The sequence below is a fragment of the Engelhardtia mirabilis genome, from assembly GCF_007748095.1.
Classification (GTDB): Bacteria; Planctomycetota; UBA1135; order UBA1135.
Genome location: NZ_CP036287.1, coordinates 4664057 through 4689224, shown reverse-complemented (window position 1 = coordinate 4689224; position 25168 = coordinate 4664057). Strand labels below are relative to the sequence as shown.

Annotated in this window: 19 protein-coding genes; 11 read left to right on the top strand and 8 right to left on the bottom strand. The window is 71.9% G+C overall.

The features are described 5' to 3' along the window. Window positions 1–26: 26 nt before the first annotated feature. The 4 genes from Pla133_RS17305 to Pla133_RS17295 form a co-directional block, all read right to left on the bottom strand. A complete protein-coding gene (locus tag Pla133_RS17305; protein ID WP_145067516.1) occupies window positions 27–1667 on the bottom strand; it encodes an FG-GAP repeat protein in 1641 nt (546 codons plus the stop codon). A 99-nt stretch (window positions 1668–1766) separates the two neighbouring features. Next, complete coding sequence (locus tag Pla133_RS26450; protein WP_419191655.1) at window positions 1767–1940, bottom strand: hypothetical protein; 174 nt, start codon at window positions 1938–1940, stop codon at window positions 1767–1769. 24 nt (window positions 1941–1964) lie between these two features. Beyond that, entirely contained in the window at window positions 1965–4295 is a 2331-nt protein-coding gene (locus Pla133_RS17300) for a B12-binding domain-containing radical SAM protein (protein ID WP_145067514.1), read from the bottom strand. Continuing rightward, window positions 4292–6226 (bottom strand): B12-binding domain-containing radical SAM protein, encoded by a 1935-nt coding sequence (locus tag Pla133_RS17295; protein ID WP_145067512.1) that lies wholly within the window; start codon window positions 6224–6226, stop codon window positions 4292–4294. The genes Pla133_RS17300 and Pla133_RS17295 overlap by 4 nt, the downstream gene beginning before the upstream one ends. A gap of 124 nt (window positions 6227–6350) precedes the next feature. On the opposite strand from Pla133_RS17295, the gene Pla133_RS17290 reads away from it, so the two are divergent. Continuing rightward, window positions 6351–8240 carry a hypothetical protein gene (locus tag Pla133_RS17290; protein WP_145067510.1) on the top strand — a complete coding sequence of 630 codons (1890 nt, stop codon included), beginning with the start codon at window positions 6351–6353 and terminating at the stop codon, window positions 8238–8240. A 92-nt stretch (window positions 8241–8332) separates the two neighbouring features. Next, the gene (locus tag Pla133_RS17285; protein WP_145067508.1) at window positions 8333–10825 is read left to right on the top strand and encodes a hypothetical protein; all 2493 of its coding nucleotides are present in this window, start codon (window positions 8333–8335) and stop codon (window positions 10823–10825) included. A gap of 140 nt (window positions 10826–10965) precedes the next feature. Here Pla133_RS17285 and Pla133_RS17280 read toward each other — a convergent pair whose 3' ends face one another. Beyond that, complete coding sequence (locus Pla133_RS17280) at window positions 10966–11925, bottom strand: ABC transporter substrate-binding protein (RefSeq protein WP_145168450.1); 960 nt, start codon at window positions 11923–11925, stop codon at window positions 10966–10968. A 105-nt stretch (window positions 11926–12030) separates the two neighbouring features. Between Pla133_RS17280 and Pla133_RS17275 the strand changes: the two genes are divergently transcribed. The 3 genes from Pla133_RS17275 to Pla133_RS17265 all read left to right on the top strand — a co-directional run bounded on the left by Pla133_RS17275 (window position 12031) and on the right by Pla133_RS17265 (window position 14469). Next, the gene (locus Pla133_RS17275) at window positions 12031–13149 is read left to right on the top strand and encodes a FecCD family ABC transporter permease (protein WP_145067504.1); all 1119 of its coding nucleotides are present in this window, start codon (window positions 12031–12033) and stop codon (window positions 13147–13149) included. Beyond that, window positions 13146–13958 carry an ABC transporter ATP-binding protein gene (locus Pla133_RS17270; RefSeq protein WP_419191654.1) on the top strand — a complete coding sequence of 271 codons (813 nt, stop codon included), beginning with the start codon at window positions 13146–13148 and terminating at the stop codon, window positions 13956–13958. The genes Pla133_RS17275 and Pla133_RS17270 overlap by 4 nt, the downstream gene beginning before the upstream one ends. Before the next feature lie 76 nt (window positions 13959–14034). Beyond that, entirely contained in the window at window positions 14035–14469 is a 435-nt protein-coding gene (locus Pla133_RS17265) for a hypothetical protein (protein WP_145067500.1), read from the top strand. 14 nt (window positions 14470–14483) lie between these two features. On the opposite strand, the gene Pla133_RS17260 is transcribed toward Pla133_RS17265, so the two are convergent. Both Pla133_RS17260 and Pla133_RS17255 read right to left on the bottom strand, forming a co-directional pair. Next, a complete protein-coding gene (locus tag Pla133_RS17260; RefSeq protein ID WP_145067498.1) occupies window positions 14484–15389 on the bottom strand; it encodes a zinc dependent phospholipase C family protein in 906 nt (301 codons plus the stop codon). Between the two features lie 102 nt (window positions 15390–15491). Then, window positions 15492–17276, bottom strand: coding sequence for an FG-GAP-like repeat-containing protein (locus tag Pla133_RS17255; RefSeq protein ID WP_145067496.1), 1785 nt, complete (start codon window positions 17274–17276; stop codon window positions 15492–15494). Window positions 17277–17416: 140 nt separating this feature from the next. Here Pla133_RS17255 and Pla133_RS17250 point away from each other — a divergent pair, with 140 nt between their 5' ends. From Pla133_RS17250 to Pla133_RS17225, 6 genes are all read left to right on the top strand, one after another. Beyond that, on the top strand, window positions 17417–18391 hold the full coding sequence (locus Pla133_RS17250; RefSeq protein ID WP_145067482.1) for a GNAT family N-acetyltransferase: 975 nt from the start codon (window positions 17417–17419) through the stop codon (window positions 18389–18391). Next, window positions 18388–19470 (top strand): hypothetical protein, encoded by a 1083-nt coding sequence (locus Pla133_RS17245; protein WP_145067480.1) that lies wholly within the window; start codon window positions 18388–18390, stop codon window positions 19468–19470. Before Pla133_RS17250 ends, Pla133_RS17245 begins: the two co-directional genes overlap by 4 nt. Then, window positions 19467–20468: a sulfotransferase gene (locus Pla133_RS17240; RefSeq protein WP_145067478.1), complete on the top strand. Its 1002-nt coding sequence runs from the start codon at window positions 19467–19469 to the stop codon at window positions 20466–20468. The genes Pla133_RS17245 and Pla133_RS17240 overlap by 4 nt, the downstream gene beginning before the upstream one ends. 29 nt (window positions 20469–20497) lie before the next feature. Then, a complete protein-coding gene (locus tag Pla133_RS17235) occupies window positions 20498–21745 on the top strand; it encodes an aminotransferase class I/II-fold pyridoxal phosphate-dependent enzyme (protein ID WP_145067476.1) in 1248 nt (415 codons plus the stop codon). Between the two features lie 3 nt (window positions 21746–21748). Then, on the top strand, window positions 21749–22696 hold the full coding sequence (locus tag Pla133_RS17230; RefSeq protein ID WP_145067474.1) for a glycosyltransferase family 2 protein: 948 nt from the start codon (window positions 21749–21751) through the stop codon (window positions 22694–22696). An 81-nt stretch (window positions 22697–22777) separates the two neighbouring features. Next, window positions 22778–24370 (top strand): SDR family NAD(P)-dependent oxidoreductase, encoded by a 1593-nt coding sequence (locus Pla133_RS17225; RefSeq protein ID WP_145067472.1) that lies wholly within the window; start codon window positions 22778–22780, stop codon window positions 24368–24370. Window positions 24371–24384: 14 nt separating this feature from the next. Here the strand turns inward: Pla133_RS17225 and Pla133_RS17220 are convergent, their stop codons facing one another. After that, entirely contained in the window at window positions 24385–25089 is a 705-nt protein-coding gene (locus tag Pla133_RS17220) for a glycosyltransferase family 2 protein (RefSeq protein ID WP_419191653.1), read from the bottom strand. Window positions 25090–25168: the final 79 nt, after the last annotated feature.

Below are 25168 nucleotides of genomic sequence, written 5' to 3'. Positions count from 1 at the left end.
ACTTGCGACCGGCTTGGCGGTTCCCGTCAGGGAGCGAGCCCGAGCCGGGTCGGAACCGTGGTCGACAGCACCCGCCCGCTCCCCGGGGCCTCGAGCACCAGGGCCGCGTGGAACAGCTCGATGCCGGCCAGGGATGGATCGGAGCCCGCCGGGACCTGGATCTGTGCCTGGGCCTCGCCCTTGGCGTCCAGCAGCCCGACCGTGGACGAGAAGATGCCCGCATTGGCCTGGGCCAGGGTGGTCAGGAACCAGATGTCGATCACCAGGGGCAGGTGGCTGCCGTCCAGGGCGATGCCGGCGTCGGCCGGGGGCAGGCTGAGGGCGCCCAGGACCAGATAGGTGCAGCCGGCGAGGTCGTCGCAGCAGCGCAGGCTCAGGGTCTGCACCCCGCCGGCCGAGAGACTGACGTCGGACACGTCGACCTGCAGTGACGGACTCTGCAGGGCGTCGTAGACGTGGACCTCGCCGGTGATGCTGGGTCCCTGGTAGATCCGCGACGCCACGAACAGGTCGTCGTCGCCCTTGGCGCGAACCTTGGTCGCGAACTTGGTGGAGCCGTCGGTGGCGAGGGGCCGGAACTCCGACTCCGCCTGCCAACCCAGAGGCGTCTGGCGGAAGGTGACCGCGCGTCCGATGGGCCCCAGGACGGACGACCCGCGCCCGCCGACCAGCAAGAGGTCGTCGCCGGCGAAGGCCAGGGACCGCCCGAACTCGACGTCGACCCCGTCCGGTGGCTTCAGCCGTTGGAAGGGTTCGGCGCCCAGGCTCATGTCGAACAGGTGCAGCTCCGCCTCCTGGCTCTCGGGACTGACGATGCCCTGCACCGCGAGCTTGTCGTGGCGAATCGTCAGGGCGCCCGGTTGCAGAGCTTGAGACGCGGCGAAGTCGATGCGCCCGAGGAAGCCGTAGTCGTCAGTGTTCGAAGTCTGGAAGCCGCGCTCGAAGATGTAGACCACCAGCCGCGCCGGGCTGTTGCCGACCACACCGTCGCCGTCGACCTCGCGCACGCTGGAGGTCGCCAGGCACTTGTCGTCCATGGCCACGTCGACGCCGAGCCAATCGCCCTGCGCGGCGGGCTCGGGGTCGGTCAGGCCCTGGCGCAGGACCCACTGGCTCCCGTCGAAGCCGTAGAGGTAGAGCTTCTGCTGGCCTCGGGCGCTGACCACCAGTTGGTCTTGGTCGGCCTCGATCCGCGCGGCGAAGCCGGAGGACGCGCCCGTGCCCGGTTGCCACAGCTTCTGGAAGGGCTGCCAACCGCTCTGGTCACGCCGGTAGACGCGCACCACGCCGCGGTCGCCGTTGAGGTCGGGCGTCGGCTCCCAGACGGAGGCGGCGAAGAGCCACTCGTCCTCTAGGGCCACCTGGGCGTGGCTGAACACCGCGCCGGGTGGCAGGTCGGTGGGAACGAGCTTCTGCTCGAGCTGCCACTGACCCATGACCCGCTCGAAGACCCAGGCCGCGCCGGCCCAGTGCCCCGCGTCGCCGTCGCGCGGCGCGGCGACGACCAGGCGCTTGCCGTGCACGTCCATCGACTCGCCGAAGTGGTCGTCGATCAGCCCCGGCGAGTCCGCGGCCAGGGTCTCGCCACACTGGGCGAACGCCACGCCACCGGGGCAGACGGCCAGCGCAACCGCGAGGGCGGCGGATCTGAGGGAGGGGGGGAGCATGGGGCCACCGGGGGCGATCCCGCGGGTGGTTGGAACTTCCAAGTCGACCCCGGAATTCGGGGTCGCGCAACCCGGATTCGCAAGTCGCCCCCGCGCGCCCTACTTGTCGAACACGTTCGTCTCCCGCGGGCTGATGCGCTCGTCGACCTGCTCCACGGTCAGATCGAGGTTCTCGAGGTCGAGGGGGGCTTTGGAGGGGCGTTTGGCGTCGGGGGAGGTGGGGGGGGCGCCGGGTTTGCGTTCCTTGGCGGCGTCGGTGTCTTTTTGCGACATGGGGGCCTTCGGGGGTGTTGGGGGTCAGGGGCGGGGGGAGTGGGCGTTGGAGGGCGTGGCGCTCGATCGGCGTGGGGTGCCCGGGGCGGGGCTCAGCTCGCTGGGATCGGCGGTGGGCACGCGCAAGAGGCCGAGGCGGTTGAGCTCGGTCGCAAAGGCGTCGAGCTTGGCCAGGGCGGCTTCGCCCTGGTCTTGCAGCGACGCGCGCAGGGCGCCGTAGTCGCCGGCCTCGGCGATGGCTTCCAGCACCCGTGCGCCGTCAGCGGTCAGGCCCACGAACTCTGTCGCGCCGCCGCCGGCGTAGGCCAGCACGCTCGGCCGCGGGGCGATCGATCCCAACACCGCCGCCGCCTCGTCCCGCGCGCCGGCGACGAAGCGGCCGGTGAGGAAGTCGGGGCGCACGGCGCGGGCCAGGGGGTGGCCGAGGGTCTCGATCACCTCGCCGTAGCGGAAGGGCAGCTCCACCAGCTCGAGGGAGTCGACCACGCGCAGGCTCGGGTCGGCGCTGCCGGCCGCGCGGCGCGCGGTGCGCTCGGCGCAGGCACGCTCGAAGGCGTCGGGCTTGACGTCGCGCGCCAGGTGCAGGAAGTAGTGGCTCTTCTGCATGAACCAGAAGATGTTGTCGCCCGAGAACAGCGGCAGGCTGGCGCGCAGGCCGCTCATCATCTCGTCGAACATCTCGGCCGCCTCGTTCTGGGTCATGCCCGACTCGGACTCGTAGTCGTGGTAGAGCTGCAGGTCGGCGCCGGGCTCGTCGAGGATGCGGATGCCGAAGCGTTCGGGGTCGCGGTAGGTCAGGGCCACCTCGTCGATGTGGAAGGTTTGCAGCGAAACCTCGCGCACGGTGCCCGCGTGCTGGCGCAGGAAGTCGAGGGTCGCGCGGGCCTCCTCGCGGGTCTCGGAGGGGAACCCGACCATCGCGTAGAAGGTGACGCTGATGCCGGCGGCGGCGCAGTTCTCGGCCACCTGGACCGTCGACTTCAGGCTCTGCCCCTTCTGCATCATCTTGAGCAGGCGCGGCGTGGCGGTCTCGAAGCCGAACAGCAACTTGCGGCAGCCCGACTCGTACAGGCGCTCGGCCCCCTCGCGGTCGTAGGCCTTGGGCTCGACGCGCGCATCGCACCACCAGCGGATGTCCGCCTCGCGTTCGATCAGCTCCGTCGGCAGGTCGGCGATCATCCCCGGCGGCATGCAGTCGGTGATGAAGTTGAAGTGCCGCACGCCGTAACGCTCCTTGAGCGCCAGCACGTGGTCGACGATGTGCGCCGCCGAGCGCGTGCGGTAGCCGGGGCCGATCACCGTGGGCAGGGTGCAGAAGGCACACTCGCCGTAGTAGCAGCCGCGGTTGATGTCGTAGGGGATCACGACCTCGGGGCTGAAGTACTTCTCGAAGGGCAGGCCGTCGAAGTCGGGGATCGGCGCCTCGTCCAGCTTGATCGGGTGGGCGGGGGCGTTGCGAACCGGGTGCGCCGCTCCGTCGCGACGATCGAACCACAGGAGCGACCCGATCTCGGAGAGGTCCACCGCCGTCCCCGGCGGCTGTTCGCGCAGGGCGTGACAGAGCGCCGCCAGGGGCGCCTCGCCCTCGTGAAAGATGATCGAGTCCAGGCAGGCGCCGATCCCGGGCGCCCCCATCAGCTTCTCGCCGATGTAGGCCAGGAACCCGCCGCCGGCGGTCACGTGGCAATCGGGCAGGGCCTGCTTGATCATCCGCCCCAGGGTCAGGGCCGGGATCAACTGGCTGCCGTAGATCACCGACAGGCCCACGACCCGCGGCCGACGCGCGACCAGGCGGGGCAGCAGCGTGGCGCGGAAGTGCTCGATGAAGGGGTTCTCCGCCTCGTCCAACGTCGCGGCCAGCACCTGGTCCGAGTGGTCGTTGGCGTAGCGCATGGTGAAGTTGTGGGGCGTGAGCTGGCTGGGGAACCAGGACGCCGACACCAGGCGCAGGCCGTGGTAGAGGGTGCGCACCGCCGGTACGTAGCGGTCCGCGTCCCAGAAGGCCTCGCCGCGCACGACCGCCTTCGCGTCCTCGACCTCGTCGATCAGGCTGGCGGCGCTGACCGCGCTTTCGGCCGCGGCGCGGAAGGCCTCGAGGTCCTCGAAGGCCAGTTGCTCGCGCCCCTCGAAGCTCGAGAGAGCGAGGCGCCGGTCCACGCGCTCGGCCGCGGCCGCCAGGTAGTCGGCGGAGAGGAAGCGGTCGTAGGCCTCGATGCTGGCGTCGATCAGCTCCACGTCGCCGAAGCCCTCCGAAGCCAAGTGCGCCTTGAGGCAGGGCAGGGCCAGGTAGGGCTGGGTGAAGTGCCCCTGGGGCGGGAACACGAGCGAGACGGGGAAGTCGGCCTGGCGGATCATCGGTTGCTCTTCGGTCTTCCGGTTTCGCTGGACGTCGCCAGGGCGGCGTCGATGTTCGTGGGCAGTCGCACCAGGCCCTTGGCGGCCAGGGCTTCGAGCGCGCGGCCGAAGCCTGCGCGCTGCGCCTCGAGGGCCTCGACGTCGCGGCCGTCGAGCTCGCCCAGGAGATCCGCAACGTCGGCGGACACGGCCAGGGTTCGCGTCCCGCGCTCGTCGGCCGCGACCAAGTAATCGCAGGCTCGCGTGACGGGATCGATCGGTCCGCCGGCGCGGAGGGCCCCGGCCAGGGCCGCGAGGTCGTGTCGCGCGCGCAAGAGCACGCCCGCCGGGCGCGGCGCGCCGCAGGACCTCTGCCCGTCGCCAGCGATGAGCACCGCGGCGCGCAACTGCGCCTGTTCCCAGGCCAGGCAGTCGTCGACCAGAGCGTCGCGCTCACTCCTCGCCAGGCTCTCGAAGCTGCGCCCGGTCGCCACGAGGTGATCGAACAGGTCGAGGGCATCGAGCCCGCGCCGGCGGGCGACCAGGGCGAAGCTGCGCGGGTAGCGCATCAACAGCGGCGGCAGACCCTGGGACAGGGCGTGCAGCCGTCGCAGGTGCTCCACGCCGCCCGGCAGGTCGGTCAAGAGCGCCCAGGTCGAAAAGAGGTCCGGGTGCGCCTCGATCAGCTCGCGCTCGGGTTCGGTCAGGCCCGCGCCCAGGGCCATGTCCGGCGGAATGCCCACCACCGGACGCGAGCGCGCTCCCTGCTGTTCGCCCAGGCCGCAACCGGGCTGCGGATTGACCAGGTGGAACGAGAGCTGCGCGCCGGTCCGCAGGCTGCAGGCCAGGGCCAACTCGCAGGTCGCGCGCAGCTCCGCCTCACCCTCGCCGGGCAGCCCCAAGATCAACGACAGGATCGGCGTGATGCCCGCGTCGCCCAGGCGCCCCACGCGCTCGACCACGTCGAAGCCCTCCTCCATGCGCTTGCCGTTGCGGTTGCGAACCGAGCCGTCCGCCGACTCGACGCCGAGCAGCACGCGGTAGCAGCCGGCCGAGGCCATGGCGCCCACCAGCTCGTCGTCCAGGTGATCGATGCGCGCGCGCACCTCCCAGGGCACGCCCGCGTCACGCTCCTCGAGCAAGCGGCACAGCTCCAACGCGTGGCGCCGGTCCGCACCGAAGATGTCGTGGCACAGGTAGGCGTTGCGCGCGCCCGGGATCGCGGCCAGGGCCGCGATCTCCTCGGCCAGGCGCGGCGCGGGCAGGGTCCGCGAGCGACGGTTCCAATAGCGCCCGATGGTGCAGAAGGAGCAGTCGTAGACGCAGCCGCGCCCGGAGTCGATCGGCACCAGGCCCTCGTCCTCGCCGGTCAGGGCCTTGTACTCGGCGATCGACGGCAAGAGGTCCCAGGCGTAGGGCGCGACCTCGTCCAGGTCCGCCAGGGGCGGCCGGTCGGGCTCGCGCACCGCGCGGCCATCGGCGGCGCGCCAGGTGACCCCCGCGACCCCGGCCGGGCCGGCGCCCTCGGCCAGGCGTCCGAGCAGCTCGGGAAGGGTGCGCTCGCCCTCCCCGCGGGCCACCAGGCCGACCGCCGAGAAGCGCTCGATCAGCGCCACGTCGACCCCGGTTACCCCCGGACCACCCAGCCACACCGGCACCTGGGGTGCTCGCCGGCGGAGCTGGTCCGCGATGGCCAGGGCGATGGGCAGGGTCGCCCCCATCACGGACAGGCCGACCACGGCCGGCTTCCGCGCCAGCAGGCGGTCGGCGCAGGCCCGGGCCAGCTCCGCGTCCCCGGGCAGCTCCCCGCGGGCCAGGGCGAAGGCCAGGTCGTCGAGGCCCACGGGCAGCCCCCGTCGGCGCAGCTCCCCCCCGAGGCGCAGCAGGCCGGGGGGCGGCATGGAGTAGCCGAACGTGTCTGCGTGGGGCGCCGAGGCGAGCAGGAACGTCACCGGCGCATGGTCGCGCCTGAAGCCCCCGCCGGCCAGTCCCGTTCGATTACGGATCGATGTCCGATCCCAGCCTCGCAAGCGCGGTGCAGCTCCGCCGGGGGTCGCCGCTACACTGCTCGGCCCGATGAGCACCGAGCAGACCCAATCCACCCCCAAGGCGTGCGTCCTGCTCCCTGGGCTGCTCGTCGTCCTGGGCCTCGCGGCCTGCAGCGGCAGCAACTCCAACGGCGCCTTCCAAGTGCGCGCGACGGGCTACGTCGGCGTCGACGACGGCAGCGCGCGGGTGCGCGGCAACCTGGCGGTCTTCAAGGCCGACGAGGCGACCCAGGCCGGCGGCACGATCCTCAATGACGACGGCGACATGGACGACGGGGTGGCGATCGCCCTGCGCTTCTCAGACGGCGCCCAGCGCAACCTGGGGGCGGCGCCGCGCGAGATCGAGATCCTGGGTGACCAGGTCTACTTGGTGGTCGACGAGACGAACAACCAGGACTGGAACAGCAACGGCATGGACGAGCTGGTGCTCCTGCACTGGAACTTCTCCCTGTCCGAGCCCGAGTTCGTCGACCTGATCGACCCCGACTCGCCCCTGGGCCTGGTCGCCGCCGGCACGCGCCTTTGGTACCCGGTCGACGCGGACCCGATCGCTGTCAACGGCACCAACCTGCGCTACATCGACATCGCGGACCCGGACCTGCCGGTCGAGATCGACACCGACGGGGTGACCCTGGGCACGGTGCGGGTGCAGCTGGTGGCGCGCGAGGGCGGCCTGATCCGCCTGGCGATCGACGAGACCGCCGCCGGGGGCCAGGGCGACCTGAACGGGGACCTGGACGGGGGCGACACCGCGGTGCTGGCCCTGGTGGAGGTCGACGCCTCGCCGCCCTTGGTGGTGGGCACGGGCCTGGCCCAGCCCGCGGCCGACGCGCCCTTCGCGGCGCGCGAAGTCTCCGACGGGAACTTCGACGTCCTGTGCCTGGTCTCCGAGACCCAGCAGGGGGCGGTGAACCTGAACCCGTCGATCGCGGCGGTACCGGCCGGTTGCCCGGCTGACACGGACACGGTCGACGACGTGTTGCACCTGCTCGAGTGGCAGGCGGGCACCATCGCCAGCACGACCAACACCGAGCTCGCCGGCGCCATCAAGCTGCTGTTGATGGAGAACTGGCTGGTGACCCTCTCGCGCGAGTCGGACCTGGGCGCCGGCGGGTGCGACCTGACCGGCGACGGGCCCACCGACGACATCGTCGTGCGCTGGGCGCCCCTGGACGATCCGACCGTGGCCGTCGACGGCCCCGACCTCTACGACCCCGTCGACACGGCCGTGCCCGGTGAGAGCCTGGGCCTGACAGCGGTGGAGCCGCTGTTGTTCGCGGCCATCGACACCACGGTGAATGTCGGCGGCTCGCCCCTGGCCCTGCCTTGGCTCGGTCGCGTCTTCCCCGGCTCGTCGACCTCCTGGAACCTGACGCACCTGGACCCCGACGGGCCCACTGGGCTCAAGCTGGGGCTGGCGCGCATGGAGGTGACCCAGGCCGGTCGACTGCGTGCGGAGCTGCTCGAATCGTCGCAGGGGCTGAACCTCAACGTCGGTTGCAACGCGCAGGTGAAGGACTTCTTCGTCGCCGATCAGACCGACGCGATTCCGATCTGGGTCCGCTACAGCCCGACCTACAACAGCTCGGTCGCCTCCGGCCTGGGCTATGCGACCGAGCCCATGGACGGTGGGGTGGTCGTGGCCTTCGGGCGCGCCTTCGTGCGCGTCAGCGAGCAGGCGGACGGGCGCGATTGGAACCTGGACGGTGACGCGACCGATCGAGTCCTGGTGCGCACGCCCCTGGTGACCTGCTCGCCGGTGTTGACCTCGATCCTGGACGCCGGGCCGGGACCCTCGATTCGTACCGACGGGGTCGACGGGGCGCTCATGTACTGCGACGAAGCCGGCGCCAACAAGGACCTCAACCTGGACGGCGTGATCCTCGGCTCCGCCGTGCGGTACTTCCGGGACTACTGAGATCCGTGTTCGCCGACCCGGGTTCCGAGGGCCCGCTCGGCTGTGACACGAGCGTGATTGTCAGCCGGCCGCGTTCGGCCGAGAATCGTGCGATGCGCCTGGCCTGGATTGTCGCGACCGTGTTCCTTTGCGCCGCCCCGTCGGCCGCTGGAGCCCAGGGTCCGGCGGCCGGACGCAGTGGGCGGGGAGCGCCGCCCGCGGGGCCAGAGTCCGCCCTGGCCGAATCCGATGAGGGCGCCTTCTCGCTGCTCGACCTGGTGCACGCCGTGCAGCCCGCGGGAGCGGTACGCGAGGGGATTCGCACCTCGGTGCGGCTGAAGGACGGCGAAGGCCAGTTCTCGGTCGACGACCGCGAGGCCGCCTTCCGCTGGCGCGTGCGACCCCAGGGCGGGACGCCCCTGGCGGTACTGACCATCGAGGACGAGGGCGCGGCGGTCGAGCCCCTGTTCAACGCGATCATCGATCCGGGCGAGGACAAGCGCCAGGTCGACCGGGTCGAGCAGGTGCGTGACGCGATCCTCGTCACCTACGAGAAGGGCCTGCAGATTCGTTGGCGGGCGCAGGGGCGCTCGATGGAGGTCGAGGTCAGCGGCGGCTTCGCGAAGGACGTCAGTCTGGGTGGCCTGCGCTCGCTTCTGCCCGCCGGCGCCACCGCGCAGGTGCTGCAGGTGCCGTATCACGACAACGGGTCGGTGGCGGTGGTGCGCCTGGTGGACGGACGTATCCGGTTCCTCTCGGCCTGGTTCGACCCGGTCCTCTCCGGCGCGTCGCAGATCAAGATCCGCGACCCCAACACGCGTGGTCTCGACGGCGAGCTCTACTACTCCCAGCACGCGCGCTATTGGCCCAGCACGGTGGGCGAGTATCGGCCCCTGCGTGAGCGCATCTGGATCACCTGGTCCGATCAGCTCCTGGATGTCTTGCCCAGCCAGCGCCGGCCGCCGTCGCCGGCGCGGGATTGGACCGGTCAGCGCTTCTACCTCGACTACAACCTCACACCCTTCGACGAGGCCGCCCACGCCCTGCGGCTGTTGAACGCCTGTGGACTGCGCGACCTGGTGATCTGGATGCGCCACTGGCAGCGCGACGGCTACGACGTGGGTTATCCGACCCAGGTCATGCCGCCCAATGCGGAGTGGGGCGGCATGGAGGGCATGGCCGACGTGCGGCGCGCGGCTGGCGAGGCCGGCTGGGACTTCGGCGTCGGTCACAACTGGGTCTTCAACGACGAGCGCATGCCGAACGCCTCGGCCTTGAACTGGGATGGCAGCGACGAGCCCTTCTACGGCGGCAGCGGCGTGCGCCTCAAGCCGTCGGTGGCCGTCAAGTTGGCCCCGCTGATCGAAACCCAGTTCCACCGCGCCTTCGACACCGTAGGTACCTACTCCGACTCGATCACGGCCACCTTCCCGACGGTCGACCTCGACGCGACCAACCCGGACTGGGGCAGCCTGCGGGCGGCGATCGAGAGCTGGGGCGAGGTGCTCGACATCCTGCGCCGGGTGCACGGCGCGCCGGTGGCGGGGGAGGGCTCGCTGAAGATGGGCAACCTGCATTGGGCCGGGGTGGTCGACGTGATCACCGGCATGCCCGGCATGGTCAGCGAGACCGGGAGCACCAAGACCCTCGGCAAGTACGTGCCGATCGTGCCGGACTACCGCCTGCGCCGGTTGCACCCGCTGTTCGTCCACGCGGGCCTGGGCAACCCGGCGATCTTCCACTTCCCCGACCGCGACTTCTCCGAGGGCCGCTACGAGCCCACGGACCGCGACCTGGTGATGACCGTCGGGACCGTCTACGGGCTGGCCGGCTACTACTGGTGGTGGGCGCGCACCCAGCCCGGCGACGTGGTGCGCGATTGGTGGTCGACGGCGGCCACCCGCGCGCACCTGACCTCGCCGGGGATGGTGCTCGACCAGGTGCGCTACGTCGACTCGCGCGAGCGGCTCGTACCCCTCGAAGGCTACCTGGCCCAGGGCCGCGTGCCGCGGGTGGGCGACACGCGGCTGATCGTGACTTGGGTCGACGGCACGCGCGTGTGGGCCAACTTGACCTCCCAGCCCTGGACCGTGGACGTCGGTGGCGGGCGGCGGGTCACGCTGCCGGGCAACGGGCGCCTGCTGATCTCGGATGAGATCGAGTCGGGCCTGGTGCTCGCGGGCGGCAAGGAAGTCGAGTACGCCCGCACGCCGACGAGCCTGTGGGTCGACGGTCGCGGCGGCCGCGTGAAGTTCGAGGGCGTCGAGGTGGCTGGCGCAGTGGCCCTGCGCTTCGAGACTCCCGGCCTGCTCGAGCTGATCCCCTGCCCGGACTATGTGGTCGGATTCGACGAGCAGCGGCGCGACCGAGTCGTCAGCACGAGCCTCGTGCGCCTCGACCCGAAGCTCGTCAGCGAGCTGCTCGGCGACGGGGCCCTGGACGTGCGCGCGCGCGGGCTGCACCCGGACGACGGACGCCTGCGCGGACTGGGTCCGGTGGACCTGGAGCGCGAGGCGGACGGCGGCCTGGTGATCGGCAAGACGCTCTGGACGGAGGCGGGTGCCACCGCGCTGATGCTGCGCGGCCAACGGGCCCAGGCGGACTGAGCGCCCGCGGCGGGATCAGTCCGGGCCGACGCCGTCGCAGCGCCCCGGGGCCGGGGCAGTCCCCCCGGCCCGCGGGCACAGTCCGAGGAGTGGAGCCAGGCGCGGGGTAGATCGCGCCGGGGCCGAGCTCGCGCTCGTCGTCAGGGCCGCCAGCGGGCGTCGACGGCCGCGGCGACGCGTTCGGCGGCTTCGACCAGGTAGTGCGATGTGCACGAGAAGAGCTCGTCGGGCAGGACGATCACCAGTCCGTCGTCGCCCAGGGCGCGCAGGCTCGACAGGCGCTCGTCGGCGCGCAGGGCGAGGAGGGTGGTGCTGGCGTCCGGATCGCCGTCGTCGGAGGCGATGATCAGCACACGCGGATCGATGTCGAGCAGGCGCTCGTGGTCGACCTGGTGGTGGCCGCGCAGGCCCGCCGCGGTGGCGGCCGGGGTCAGGCCGGCCCAGGTCATGAAGGCCTCCGCGGTGGTGCCCTCGGCGGCCGTCCAGCCGCCCGCGCCGCTGGACGAGTAGGTCATCGCGTCGAAGCGGCTGCGGTCGACCTCGGCCAGGGTCGCGAGGCGTGCGCGCAGGTCGGCGATGGTCGCGGACGCGCGCTGGTCCTCGCCCACGGCGGCGCCGAGCAGGGCGATCACGTCGCACAGTCCCTCGAAGTCGACCGCGTCGGGGATCTCGAACACCGGGATGCCGACGCGGCGCAGGAAGGGCCCCTTGTCGATGCTCTGCCAGGCGTGGGAGACGACCACGTCGGGCTCCAGGGAGACGATCGTCTCCAGGTCGAAGGACTCGACCTCGCGCACGCCGCTGCCGTCGAAGTCGCCCCGCAGGGCGACGGAGTAGGGGCGAGTGCCGACGGTGATGGCGACCACCCGCTCGGGCTCGATCAGGGACGAAAGCAGGTCGAGTGCCCCGGCGTTGCCCGGCAGGATGCGCCAGGCCGGACGCTCGAGCAGCACTTCGCCGCCGCCGGGGCCGGGGATCGCGAGGGGGAAGCCGTCGACGGCGGCCTCGGCGACGTCGGTCGAGTCGGGCGGGCCGCAGGCGACCAGGGTCAGGGCCGCGAGGGCGACGCAGGCGCGACGGGTGACGAAGTGGACGGCCATCTGGCCGCGGACCATCGACTAGGGGCCGGCCCCTGTCAACGGCGGGCGCGTTGTGGGGCCCGCGTGGGGGGGCTACGCTGCCCCCGCTCGCTGTCGGGCGATCCCATGACCGATCCCTCCCCCCGCCCCGCGGACGAACGCAGCTCGTTCGGTGTCGTGCTCCTGATCGGGCTGGCCGTGGCGCTGGTGGCGGTGGTCGCGGTCGGGGTCCTGCAGGGCTCGAGCGGCTGGTGGCCCGTGGACGTGGCCTGGAAGGCGACCCTGGCGGAACTGGGACTGGGGCCGGTGCTCGAGGAGCGCCCCGAGTTGGCCGGGCAGGCCTACCGGCAGATCTACTTCGAGTTGCGCCTGTACCGCGGGCTGACCGCGGTCGGGGTGGGGGCGGCCCTGGCCTACGCCGGCGCCCTGTTGCAGGGCGTGTTCCGCAACGACCTCGCGGCTCCCGGAGTGATCGGCGTCAGCGCCGGCGCGTCCCTGGGCGCGGCCCTGGTGATCTTGGGGCTGGGCGGCTACGCCGGGCAACTCGTGCTCGAGACCGCGGCGGGTTTCGGACCCCTGGCAGTCAGCGGGGCGGCCTTCGTCGGCGCCATGGCTTCGGTCTCGATCGTGGCCCTGTTCGCGTCGTCGCGCGGGCCCCTGTCGGTGCCGACCCTACTGCTGCTCGGTGTCGCTGTGAACGCGACCTGGGGCGGGCTCCTGACCCTGGTGCAGAGCCTCGTGCTCGACGACTACGACACCGGGCGCGCGTTGCTCGCTTGGACCTTCGGAACCCTGGAGGACCGCCTCGGCATCCAAGTCGCGGTGCTGTGGGGCGGGCTCGCCGTGGCCGCGCTGATCGGTCCCTTCGTGGCCTACGAGCTGGACCTGTTCCAGACCGGCGAGGAGGACGCGGCCTCCCTCGGCGTCGACGTGCGGCGCGTCAAGTGGTTGACCCTGGCGGCCGCGTCCCTCGCCGCGGCGACGGCGGTGTCGGTGGCCGGGCAGATCGGCTTCGTCGGGCTGGTGGCGCCCCACGTGATGCGCCAATTCGTGGGTCGCTCGCACCGGCTGTTGCTGCCGGCCAGTGCCTTGGGCGGGGCGTTGATGCTCGCCGGCCTCGACCTGGCCCAGCGCAGCCTCGTCACCGGCCAACAGTTGCCACCGGGCGTGATGACTTCGCTGGTGGGCGGGCCGTTCTTCTTCTTCCTGTTGTGGCGCAACCGCCGCGAGGTGGCGACGTGGTGAGCGCGACGCGTGAGCCGGCAACGGTGCTCGCCGCCCGGGACCTGGTCTTCGGCTACGAGCCGGACGTGCCCGTGCTGCGCGGGGTGTCGGTCCAGTTGACGGCAGGCGAGCTGCTCGTGGTGCTGGGGCCCAACGGCGCCGGCAAGTCGACCCTGTTGCGTTGCCTGGCCGGTCTGGCGCGGCCCTGGTCGGGTAGCGTGCAGTTGGCCGGCGATCCACTCGCGGAGCTTGCGCCGCGCGAGCGCGCGCGCCGCATGGCCGTGGTGCCCCAGGGCTTGCAACGGGTGCCGCAGGTCACGGTCGATGACTTCGTCACCGCCGGCCGCTACGCCCACCTGCCGCCCTTCGCGCGCCGCACCCAGGCCGACCGCGCGGCGGTGCGCCGGGCGATCGAGCAGGTCGACCTCGCGGGGCGTGAGCGGGCGTCGCTGACGGCGCTGTCCGGCGGACAGTTGCAGCGCGCGCTCGTTGCCCGCGCCCTGGCCCAGGAGCCCGACGTGCTGCTCGTGGACGAGCCGACGAACTCGTTGGATCTCTCGCACCAACTCGACGTGTTCGAGTTGATCGCCGGACTGACCTGCACCGGGCACGGGGTCTTGGTCGTGACCCACGACCTGAACCTGGCGAGTCAGTTCGGGACGCGGCTGCTGCTGATGAACGACGGCGCCGCGTCGGCGGAGGGAGCACCGAGCGAGGTGCTGCGGCCCGAGGTGTTGGTCCCGGTCTACGGCAAGCGCCTGCAGTTCGGCCAGCTCCCCGCTCCCCACGGCGAGGGCACCCGTCCATGGGTCCTGCCCTGGGGGCACTGAGTCCTCCGGCGGTAGGCGTTCCCAGACTTCTCAGATCGCGCGACGAGTGCCGTTCCCTTCGACGCTCGTGGATCCCATGACTGGACGAACCCATACCCCCCTGCCCCTCGTCGCCCGCCTGGGGACGCTGATCGGCTTCACCTGCTGGGCCGTGGCGCTCGGGATCCTCGTCGCGACCGCCGGTGAACCCCTCTTGGGCCTCGAGCTCGGCGCCATCGGGGTCGCCTGCGGCCTGGGCCTCGGTCAGCTCTGCCTGATCGCGGTCGAGGCCGTGGACCGCGCCGACGGCTCCCACGGCCAACGCATGCGAGTCCTGTGGGGCGGCCTACTCTTCAGCACGGGCCTGTTGATGCTCGTCTGGGGCGTCGGCCTGATGCCGGCCCTGGCGCAACATCCGCAGGTCGTCGACAGCCTCGGTCGCGTGGGCGGTGACGCGGTGCTGCCCCTGTGGGCCTGCGGCGCGTTGATAGCCGTCGGCGCGCTGCTGCTCAGCCTTCCCTCGCGAGACTGACGCGAACCGGTCCTCTACCAGTGCGCCGGCGCGTCGGCGTCGGGCGGCGGCGACTGCATACCTTCGAGGAAGGACTCGGCCCGGTGCGCCCGTTCGTCGGCGCGCCCGGCGGCGCCGATTCCGACCCAGCGCGCGGCCCGGTGGTTCTTGCGCGCAGCCGCCTGGGCGGCCTTGCCGTTGGTGTCGATGTGGTTGAGCTGGGGCACGCCGTCGTACTGCAGAGCCAACAGCACGCGCTCGGTCGCCGCAGTGCGGAAGCGTTCCAGGAAGTCCTCCGCCAGGCCCACCTTGGCCTGGGGCAGCACGCGCTCCATCTGCGCGCGCCAGGCGTCACGCTCCGAGACCAAGAGCACGTGGTTGAAGACCAGCTTGTTGGTCTTCATCGACAGGGCCTTCTTGGCGACGGTGCGGCCGACCATCTCGTCCAGCGCCGCCAGGTCCGGATCACCCTTCAGCTCGGCCACCCGCTGCCAGTGCACGTCCGCCACGAAGCGGTCGGCGTTCAGCTCCCAGAACAGGTGCCCGAGCCCCTTGCCGCCCCGCGCGTAACGCGCCAGGTGGTAGGGCACGAAGTGGTTGTGGGCGATGGTGTCGGCGGCCAGGTGGGAGAGGTAGCCCAGGCAGAAGGCCTCGTCCTTCTCGCTTTGCGCGTGGCCACGCATCTCGTCCACGATGGTCCAGCGGTGGCAGTGGTTGTAGTGCCCGCCCCAGGCCTTGAAGTTGATGATGTCCGCCGCGAGGTTGCCGTAGTCGTAGGCGTCGCGGTGCTCGTCGATCAGGGCCGCGCGGTCGGCGGGCAGCTCGTCCCGCCGGCGATGGACGCGACTCGCGTACTCCAGATGCGTGCCCGGGCCCCAGCCGAGGCGGACCAGGGCGGCGCAGGCGAAGAGGGCCAGGAGCAGCAGAATCGAGAGGGACATCGGTGTGACCGGGTGATTGTCGTCCACACCGGCACCGGAGTCGACCGCTGCATCGCGACTTGAGTCGAAGCTCGCCCCCCGCGCGGCCGCGCCGCTCCCGGATCAAGGCACGATCGTGGTCGGCACGGCGTTGCTGACCGTCGTGATCGCCCCGCCCGCGCCGAGGTCGAGCGCCACGTAGGCGTGGTGAACCGTCAGCCCGGTCGCAGCGGGAGGCAGACTCCCCGCGCCGATCGAGAAGCTCGCAAGCGCTTCGCCGCCCTGGTCCAGGACCCCGAAGGGCGCCCCCAAGAGGGGCATCGAGAGGGTCAGGGTCAGCCCGAAGTAACCGTCGACGTTCAGGGGCAGGGTCCCTGCACCCAGCGGCAGGGGCGTGCCCGGGTCGGTCCCCGAGAGGCTGCCCAGCAGCAGGTAGGCGTCCCCGGCAGAGGTGTTCGTTGCGTCCAGAAGGAAGGTCTGGGTCCCGCCCGCCGAGCTCGACAAGAGGTGCGCGTCGGCGCTCAGGAGCAGCTCCCGGCCCGACAGCATGTGCGCCGTCCCCACCCCGTTGATCGCCCCGCTGCCAATGTCGGCGCCCAGGGCCAGGTCGAGCACCCCGTCGCCGTCGAAGTCGGCGGCGCCGCCGTCGAGGGCCCAGCCCACCCGGTCCCCACCCGCGCCGCCACGGTAGGTGGCGATGTCGTCGCTGGTGGCGCCGGAGTAGATCGTCGCGTAGCCGGGCCCGGGCCCCGGGCTCACGCTTTCGGAGGCGCCGATCACGAAGTCGGGCCGCCCGTCGCCGTCCACGTCGCCCAGGGCCGAGACCGACCGACCGAACAGGTCGCGCTCCTGCTCCCCGGCGAAGCGATCGAGGACCTTCGGCGTGGTCGGCGTGAGTCCGAGGGACGTGGCCGTGATCCACTCGCCCGAGATCAGGTCAGCCACCCCCCGCAGCGCGCCGTTCAAGTTCGAATTCGGCCCACCGGCAAGCACGTCCGGGAAGCCGTCGCCGTTGGTGTCGCCCACGCCCGCCACGGCGAAGCCCAGGGCTCCGCCGTCGAAGTCGCCGTCGACGCCGGCCAGGACCTGGGGCGAGAGCGGCGTGAAGCCGGCGGCGCTCGATGCGATCCACTCGCCGGAGACGACCACGACGCGACCGTTGCCGTTGAAGCCGCCCGAGTCGAAGCCCGGCGCGCCGACCACCAGGTCGGGATGGCCGTCCTGGTTCACGTCACCGGCGGCGCCCACGGCCTCGCCGAAGCGGTCGTAGTCGTTCGTGCCGAAGAGCGTCCCGAACGGCGACAGCGTCGCACCCGAGTAGACCCGCACCGAGCCCGGTCCGGGCAGGAAGGGCCCCTGGGTCTGGGGCCGCGGCGCACCCACCGCGAAGTCCTCGACCCCATCGAGGTCCACGTCGCCCAGGTTCGTCAGGGACTGCCCGAAGGCGTCGAACCACTCACCTCCCGCCAGGGCCGCGAGCAGCGCGCCGGTAGCGCCGTCGTAGACGTGCACGCGACCGGGATACTCGCCCCCGGCCTGGGCCTCCGGCGCACCGACGCCGACCTCGATCGCCCCGTCGCCGTTCAGGTCGCCCAGGGCCGCCACCGCCTCGCCGAAGTCACCCTGCGCGCCCATGGGCGAGAGCTCGCGCAGCAGCAGGCCGTCGCGACCGGAGTAGATCCGCACCCGCCCACCCGGCGTGCCGGGAACCGGCTCCGAAGGCGCCCCCGCGATCAGATCTGTGTATCCATCGCCATCCACGTCCCCCGCGGCCACGTCCCAGCCGAAGCGGCCGAGGAAGACCTCGCCCTCGATCGAGAAGAGGTGCCGACCGCCGAGGTCGAGCTGGGCGAGGGCGGGGGCGGCGAGCAGGGCCGAGGCGGCCAGGGCGAAGAGGGTGCAGCGCATGGCCACATGATCGGGCTGGGGCGCGCGGATTGGGTGCGCGCGTCGATCAAGCTTTGCTCAACAGCCGCGATCGGCTCCTGACCGCGGACCCGCGCGATGCGCCTTGCTCCTCGCGTTCCCGCTGGTGAGGATGGCCGGCCATGGGCCTCGAACAGCAACGGGACCGCTTCGAGGCGGGCGACGGCCTGGCCTACGCGGACCCGGACTACGCCCGGGCGATGGGGGAGTTCGGCGAGCCGATCGCGTTGCCGGCCAGTGGCGGCTGGCTGCTCGCCCGCGAGGTGCCCGGCGGGAAGGGCGCGCGGGATCTGACGGCTGCCTACCCCCTGTTCGACTGCCGGGACTGGTCGGGGCTCGAGGCGGACCTGGCGCGTCTGCGCGCGGAGCGTGCGGGCGCCAGTGTGGTGCTCGTGGCCGAGCCCCTGGGAGCGCCGGATGGCGAGCTGCTCGCGCGACTGTTCCCCGACTGCGCGCGGCCCTTCAAGCGGCACTTCCTGGTGGATCTGTCCCGCGACCCCGAGCTGCAGCGCAGCGCGCACCACGAAAAGAGCCTGCGGCGCGCCGAGCGCTTCGCCGACTTCGAGCGCATCGCGCCCGCCGAGGGCCTGGACGAGTGGTGTGCGCTCTACGGCGAGTTGGCGGCGCGGTTCGGGCTCACGGGGCCCTCGGCCTTCTCCCACGTGGCCTTCGCGCGGCACTTCGCCCTCGACGGCTTGAGCGTCTACCGCGCCAGCGAGAACGGCCGCACCACCGGCATGTCCCTGTGGCTGCGCCGGGGCGAGCGCTGTTGGTACCACCTGGCGGCGACGGACGACGCCGGGCGCAGGCACGAGGCCTCCTACGGTCTGGTGGCATTGGCCCTCGGGGACCACGCGACGCGGGGTTGCACCGTGGCCGACCTGGGCGGGGGTGCGGGGCTCGACGACGACGAATCGAGCGGCCTGGCCGCCTTCAAAGCCGGCTGGGGAGAGGAGCGCTGCGAGGCCTGGCTCTGCGGCGCCGTGCTCGACCCCGACCTCTACGAGCGGTTGTGCGCCGAGCGCTGGATCACGCCGGAGGGGACGGACTTCTTCCCGGACTACCGTGCGCCGGCTGCTGTGGGGAGCAAGTCGTGAACGATGAAGCGCGCAAGGTCATCGGCGGCGTCTTCGCCCTCGAGTCGCGCGGCGGCGCCGAACGCTCACCAGCCGCGGGTCCGTTCCGCGACGCCCTCGCCGGGCGCGGACGCTTCCTCGCCGCCAGCCATGCCCGCGGCGCCCTCGATTGGTTGGTGGGCTTCCTCGAGCCGGCGCGGGTCTGGCTGCCCGCCTACCTGTGCGACGCGCTCCTGTCCGACCGCGTCAGGCCGCGGGCGAGCTTCTTCGACGTGGACCAGGACCTGGTGCCGTCCACCGGCAACTGGCTCGATCGCCTGGCGCCGGGGGACCTGGTGGCGCCGATCGCCTACTTCGGCTGGCCGATCCGCGGCGGGTTGCTCGGCGCCCTACGCGAGCGCGGCGCGACGATCGTCGTCGACGCCAGCCAGGCGCTCTTGACCGAGGGCACGCAGATCGGCGCCGACTACCTGCTGGCGAGTCCGCGCAAGTTCGTCGGCGTGCCCGACGGCGGGTTGTTGGTGCCGGTGGAGGACGCGCCCTGGCCGGATGCGTTGCCGGAGTTGATACCCTGGCGAGCGGTGACTGAAGCTCTCGTCGCCGGCCGCGAGCGACGGGAGTTCGACGCGGCCGGCGGGAACGGCCCCGAACGCGGTTGGTACGCCCATTTCGCTGCCGCCGAGAGCGCCGCGCCAACGGACGCGCGCTCCTGCGCCGACGACACTGCCCAGCGCCTCGCCGCCGTCGATTGGCGCGCCGTGGCCGCCGCGCGCCGCGCGAACTGGGAGGTCTTGGCCGCCGGGCTCGAAGGTCGCCTGATCTTTGGTCAGCTCCCCGCCGAGGTCGTGCCCATGGGTTGTCCGGTGCGCTTCACCAGCGGACCCGAGCGCGACGCCGCGCGGGCGGCGCTGCACGCCGCGGCGGTGTACGCGCCCTGGCACTGGGACCTGGAGGGCGCGGTGCCGGCCACCCACGTGGCCGCCCACGGCCTCGCGGCGCGGACCCTGACCCTGCCCCTGGACCAGCGCTACGGAGCGGGTGACATGGCCCGCGTCCTGCGTACCCTCGAACCGGTCCTGGCCCGAGGAGCCTCCACGTGAGCAACGGCAATCCCGAACGCAACCCGCGCCTCGACGCGCTCCTGGCCGAGCTCGCCGGGCCCCTCGAGGCGGCCGAAACGCGCCTCGTCGCCGAGCAGGCCGAGGCGGCTCGCGCGACGCCACGTCAGCCGGTGATCTTGATCGTCGGCGCGCCGCGCAGCGGCACGACGGTCATGGTCCAGTGGCTGCAGGCCACCGGCGCCTTCGCGGTGCCGACCAACTTCATGGCCCGCTTCGCCGGCGCGCCCGGCCTGGCCGCGAGGCTGCAGCAGGCGCTGTTCAACCCGGACTTCGCCTACGGGGACCAGCTCGCCGACCTGACCGCGGCGCGCGCCGACTTCGAGTCGGACCTGGGCAAGACCCGCGGCGCCCTGGCCGCCAACGAGTTCTTCTTCTTCTGGCGACGTCACCTCGGACACGGCTCCATCGAGCCCCTCGGGCGTGAGCGCCTTGCGGCGGTCGATTGGACGCGCCTGCGCGCCGAGTTGGCCGCGCTGGAGTCCGGCTTCGGACTCCCCTTCGCCCTCAAGGGCCTCATGCTCCAGTACGACCTGCCGGCCGTGGCCGAGCTGCTGCCCGAGGCGCTGTTCGTGCACGTGGAGCGCGAGCCCTTCTTCAACGCCCAGTCGCTCTTGCGTTCGAGGCAGCGCTTCCACGGCGACGAGCGGCAGTGGTACTCCTCGCGCCCGCCCGGTTCGGAGCGGCTCGACGGCCTCGATCCGATCGAGCAGGTGGCGGGCCAGGTCCAGCTCGACATCAGCGCCGTGCGCGCCGGCCTCGAGGGCCTGCCCCCCGAGCGTTGGCTGCGGGTCAGCTACGAGGAGTTCTGCAGCGACACCGCGCCCCTGTGGCGAGCGCTGGCGGAGCGCTTCGCCGCCCAGGGCAGCCCCCTGCCCGCCTCCCATGGCGCCCCGGGCTCCTTCCGGGTCACCAATCGCGTCGAACTCGATCTGGAACGGGCCGCCCACCTGACCGCCGCCTGCCAGCGCTTCCCGTGAGCCGGCGGGGACGCTAGCGTCGGTCCCGGATGTCCAACCAACCGTCGACCGATCCTGTCGCCCCCGAGTCGGGGCCGATCCACGCTCCCCACCTCGCTCTGCTCGGCGCCCCGCCCGTGTTCGAGGCGCCCCTGCACGTGGGCCGGCCCAACATCGGCGACCGCGCGCGCTTCATGAGCCGCGTGGAGAAGATCCTCGACAGCGCTTGGCTGACCAACAACGGCCCCTACGTGCGCGACTTCGAGCGCCGGGTGGCCGAGCTGGCCGGGACGCGCCACGCGGTCGCCATGTGTAACGCGACGATCGCGCTCGAGATCGTGATCCGCGCACTCGGGATGAAGGGTGAGGTGATCGTGCCCTCGTTCACCTTCGTGGCCACGGCCCACGCCCTGCAGTGGCAGGAGATCAAGCCGATCTTCTGCGACGTGGATCCGGTGACCCACAACCTCGACCCCGCCCGCGTCGAGCAGCTGATCACGCCCCAGACCACCGGCATCATCGGCGTGCACGTGTGGGGCCGGCCCTGCGCGGTCGAGGCCCTGCAGGAGATCGCCGATCGCCGCGGCCTGCAGCTCATTTTCGACGCGGCCCACGCCTTGGGCTGCAGCCACGGCGGGCGCCCGATCGGCTCCTTCGGCCGCGCCGAGGTCTTCTCCTTCCACGCCACGAAGGTCTGCAACTCCTTCGAGGGCGGGATGGTGACCACCGACGACGACGAGCTGGCGGAGAAGCTGCGCCTGATGCGGAACTTCGGCTTCGCCGGCAAGGACCAGGTGATCTACCTGGGCAGCAACGGGAAGATGAGCGAGGTCTCGGCCGCCATGGGCCTCACCTCACTCGACGGCTTCGAGGAGTTCCGCGCCCACAACGCCCAGATCCACGCCGCCTACACCTCTGGGCTCGCGGACCTGCCGGGCCTGACGGTGATCCAGTACGACGGGGCCGAGCACAACAACCACCAATACGTGGTGGTGGAGATCGACGGCTCGGTTGCGCCCCTGAATCGCGATCAGCTCGTCAAGGTGCTCGAGGCCGAGGGCGTGCTGGCGCGCCGCTACTTCTACCCCGGCGTGCACGAGATGGAGCCCTACCGCTCCAACCAACCGACCGCCGACCTGGTCCTGCCCGAGACCCGCTGCCTGTCCGAGCGCGTGATGACCCTGCCGACTGGTACGGCGATGCACGACAGCGACGTGCGGACCCTGTGCGGCGTCGTGCACCGCGCCTTCGACCACGCGGACGAGGTCGTGGCGCACCTGACCGCCGCAGAGGCCTGAGCCTTGGTCGAAGCGAGTGCCGAGCGCCCGCTGGTCAGCGTGGTGATGGTCACCTACAAGCACGAGGCCTTCATCGCGGAGGCGATCGAGAGCGTGTTGGCCCAGGAACTCGACGACTGGGAGCTGGTCATCGGGGAGGACTGCTCGCCGGACGGCACGCGGGCCATCGCCGAGCGCTACGCGGCCCAGCACCCGGGCAAGATCCGCGTCCTGACGACGGACGAGAACCTCGGGGGGCGCCGGAACTTCGCCCGCACCCTCGAGGCGACGCGCGGGCGGTACCTCTCCCAGCTCGACGGCGACGACTACTTCACGGACCCCGCGCGCCTGGCGGTGATGGTCGACGTGCTCGAGCGGGACGACAGCCTGGCCTGGGCCTACCACGGCGTGCGGGAGGTCGACGCGGTGGGCCGCGACTTGCACCTGGATCGCATCGGCGACGCGAGCCGGCGGCTGAATCGCCTGGACGTGCTCCGCATCTGTCCGGCGGCCTCCTGTGGCGTGCTCCACCGCAGACCGGAGGTCTGGGACTTCCCCCAGTGGTGGTGGGACTCGCCGGTGGGGGACTGGGCCCTGCACCTGTTGCTCACCGGCGAGCGGGAGATCGCCTACGTCGACCGTTTCATGGCCGCCCACAGAAACCACGGCGGCGGCATGTGGGGAGGCGACAGCGAGGTCAAGCAGGTCCGCCTACGGGCCAAGATCCGCGCGGCGATCGCGCCCGGGGTTCCGGACATTCCCGAGCGCCTGCTGGCCGAGGCGGCCTTCACCGACCGCTACGAGCTCGGCCGCGCCTTCGAGCGCAGCGGGCGGCCGCGGGAGGCCTGTGCGGAGTACGCCTGGTGCCGCTCGGCGGCGGCGCAGGCTCCCGCGGGCTTCAAGCACGGCCGGCTGCGCGCCCGCTGGCTGCGCTCGAAGCTGCGCGGACTGCTGCCGACCTCGCGCGGTTGAGCGTCGGGCGCGGGCCGTCCATGGGCGAGTTGGTCCCACTGACCGCGGATCCCGGCGCCCGCCGCCGGCTAGAGTGGGCGGATGGACAGCGGTGCGATGGATTCCGACCCGGCGGAGGCCCTGGAGGCAGTCCGTTGGCTCGAGGGGCTGGTGGGGGACCCCCTGGGGATGGCGGGGCTCTCGCCGGAGCTGCGGGCGCGCTTGCAGCGGGTGGCGAATCAGCTCCTCCCCCTGGATCGACTGGAGCGTCGCAAGCTCGTGCGCCAGAAGAACCGGGCCCTGCGCCATCGCAAGCGGGAGCACGACGACGACCTCTTGAACCGGACCAGCAACCGGGCCCTGAAGCGCTCTCTCAGCTTCCCGGTGGCTCCGCCGAGCCTGGCCATCGACGGGGAGTCGCGCCGGCTGCTCGAGGTGCAGGCGCCGGATCGGCTGGGGCCGGCGAGCGGCGGCCCGGCGGCCGCGGGCCCCAAGCGGCTCGCCGAGCCCAAGGCCTGCTACATCTGCAAGGCCGACTACGACCTGGTCCACGAGCACTACGACTCCATGTGCCCGGTCTGCGCGCCGATCAACTGGACCAAGCGCCACCAGACCGCCGACCTCACCGGTCGCGTGGCGGTCGTCACCGGCGCACGGGTCAAGATCGGCTACGAGTGCGTGCTCAAGCTCCTGCGCGCGGGCTGCCGAGTGGTGGCGACCACGCGCTTCCCCCACGACGCTGCGCGGCGCTACGCCGCCGAGGACGACTACGAGGAGTGGGGCGATCGCCTCGACGTCCACGGCCTCGACCTGCGTCACACGCCCAGCGTCGAGTTCTTCGCGGACCTCTTGAGCCAGCGCCTGCCGCGCCTGGACTTCCTGATCCACAACGCCTGCCAGACGGTCCGGCGGCCGCCGCACTACTACACCCACCTGGTCGAGCGCGAGTCGATCGAAGGGCTGGGGGAGCGGGCCCTGGGTCTGCTCGGGCAGCACCTGGAGGCCGTGCGGGCCGAGGAGCAGGCCGAGGGTGAGCGGACCGTCGCCCTGCGCTCCGAGCGGGGCGCCAAGGCCCCCTCGGAGGCCAGCGTCGGCCTGACCCACGCCGCGGCGCTGACCCAGCTCGACTTGCTCGGCGAGCGCGACCAGGCCTACCTCTTCCCCGTCGGCATGAACGACGGTGAGGGCCAGCAGCTCGACCTCCGCAAGACCAACTCCTGGCGCATGGAGCTCGCCGACGTGCCCACGCCTGAGCTGATCGAGGTGCAGCTCGTGAACGCCATCGCGCCCTTCGTGCTGACCGCGCGGCTCAAGCCTCTGATGCTGCGCGAGCCCTCGACCGACAAGCACGTGGTCAACGTCTCCGCCATGGAGGGCCAGTTCTCGCGCCGTCTGAAGACCACCCGCCACCCGCACACGAACATGGCCAAGGCCGCGCTGAACATGGTCACGCGCACCTCCGCCGCCGACTTCGTGCAGGACGGCATCCACATGAACAGCGTCGACACCGGCTGGGTCACCGACGAGGACCCCTTCGCCAAGGCCGTGGTCAAGGAAGCCGACCAACGCTTCGTGCCGCCGCTGGACTCGATCGACGGCGCCGCCCGCGTGCTCGACCCGATCTTCACCGGCTTCCTGACCGGAACCCACTACTGGGGCAAGTTCTGGAAGGACTACGCCCCGACGGATTGGTAGGCGGGCGCGGGGGCTCAGCCCATGGCCAGCTCGGCCGTCGGCAACTTCGGCGGATCGGTGGGCACCGGGTCCAGCGCCGAACCGCTCTCCTCCCACAGGTACATCCGGTTCAGGTGTTCCACGTTCGGGTGCTCCTTGCTGTAGCGCTCGCACTTGGCTTCGCGCTCCTCACGGCTCTGCATCAGAAACGTGTAGTGGTAGAGCCACGGCTGGCGCAGGGCGCGGCCCAGGCCGTGCTTGCCGGCGAACTCGGTGTGCGTGGGAGTGCGCACCTCGTCGTAGCGGAAGCCCCGTGTGTTGCGGAACAGGCGCAGCTGGCGGTCGCGCCAGTAGCGCTTTGACGTGAGGTACCTCAGCTCGCCGTCCTCGCCGCGCACCAGCCACATGCGCGGGAAGGAGTACCAATGCGCCCCCGGCAGGTAGGTCAGGGCGCGGAGCCACTTGGCGCCGGGGCCGCCGAGCAGCTCGTCGGTGTCGAGGTTGAGGATCCAGCGGCCCTTGCAGCGGTCGTAGGCGTAGTTCTTCTGGCGCGAGAAGTTGCCGTCCCACTGGCGCTCGAACAGGCGCACCTTGGGGAAGGCCGAGACCACGTCCTGGGTGCCGTCGGTGCTGCCGCCATCGACCACGACGATCTCGTCGCAGTAGGGCGACATGTTCTCCAGGACGGTGCCGATGTAGGCGGCGTTGTCCTGGCAGAGGATCGCTCCGGAGAGGTGCACGGGGGGGCGGGGGCGGAGCTCGTGGGATGGCATGGCGGGTGGGTGGCACGGCGTCGGGGAACGCTGCCTCGGGGGCGGA

What these genes read in the sequence shown, in the direction of transcription:
- Pla133_RS17305 (WP_145067516.1), bottom strand. Translation starts at nt 1,667, where the DNA reads ATGCTCCCCCCCTCCCTCAGATCCGCCGCCCTCGCGGTTGCGCTGGCC.
- Pla133_RS26450 (WP_419191655.1), bottom strand. Translation starts at nt 1,940, where the DNA reads ATGTCGCAAAAAGACACCGACGCCGCCAAGGAACGCAAACCCGGCGCC.
- Pla133_RS17300 (WP_145067514.1), bottom strand. Translation starts at nt 4,295, where the DNA reads ATGATCCGCCAGGCCGACTTCCCCGTCTCGCTCGTGTTCCCGCCCCAG.
- Pla133_RS17290 (WP_145067510.1), top strand. Translation starts at nt 6,351, where the DNA reads ATGAGCACCGAGCAGACCCAATCCACCCCCAAGGCGTGCGTCCTGCTC.
- Pla133_RS17285 (WP_145067508.1), top strand. Translation starts at nt 8,333, where the DNA reads ATGCGCCTGGCCTGGATTGTCGCGACCGTGTTCCTTTGCGCCGCCCCG.
- Pla133_RS17280 (WP_145168450.1), bottom strand. Translation starts at nt 11,925, where the DNA reads ATGGCCGTCCACTTCGTCACCCGTCGCGCCTGCGTCGCCCTCGCGGCC.
- Pla133_RS17275 (WP_145067504.1), top strand. Translation starts at nt 12,031, where the DNA reads ATGACCGATCCCTCCCCCCGCCCCGCGGACGAACGCAGCTCGTTCGGT.
- Pla133_RS17265 (WP_145067500.1), top strand. Translation starts at nt 14,035, where the DNA reads ATGACTGGACGAACCCATACCCCCCTGCCCCTCGTCGCCCGCCTGGGG.
- Pla133_RS17260 (WP_145067498.1), bottom strand. Translation starts at nt 15,389, where the DNA reads ATGTCCCTCTCGATTCTGCTGCTCCTGGCCCTCTTCGCCTGCGCCGCC.
- Pla133_RS17255 (WP_145067496.1), bottom strand. Translation starts at nt 17,276, where the DNA reads ATGCGCTGCACCCTCTTCGCCCTGGCCGCCTCGGCCCTGCTCGCCGCC.
- Pla133_RS17250 (WP_145067482.1), top strand. Translation starts at nt 17,417, where the DNA reads ATGGGCCTCGAACAGCAACGGGACCGCTTCGAGGCGGGCGACGGCCTG.
- Pla133_RS17235 (WP_145067476.1), top strand. Translation starts at nt 20,498, where the DNA reads ATGTCCAACCAACCGTCGACCGATCCTGTCGCCCCCGAGTCGGGGCCG.
- Pla133_RS17225 (WP_145067472.1), top strand. Translation starts at nt 22,778, where the DNA reads ATGGACAGCGGTGCGATGGATTCCGACCCGGCGGAGGCCCTGGAGGCA.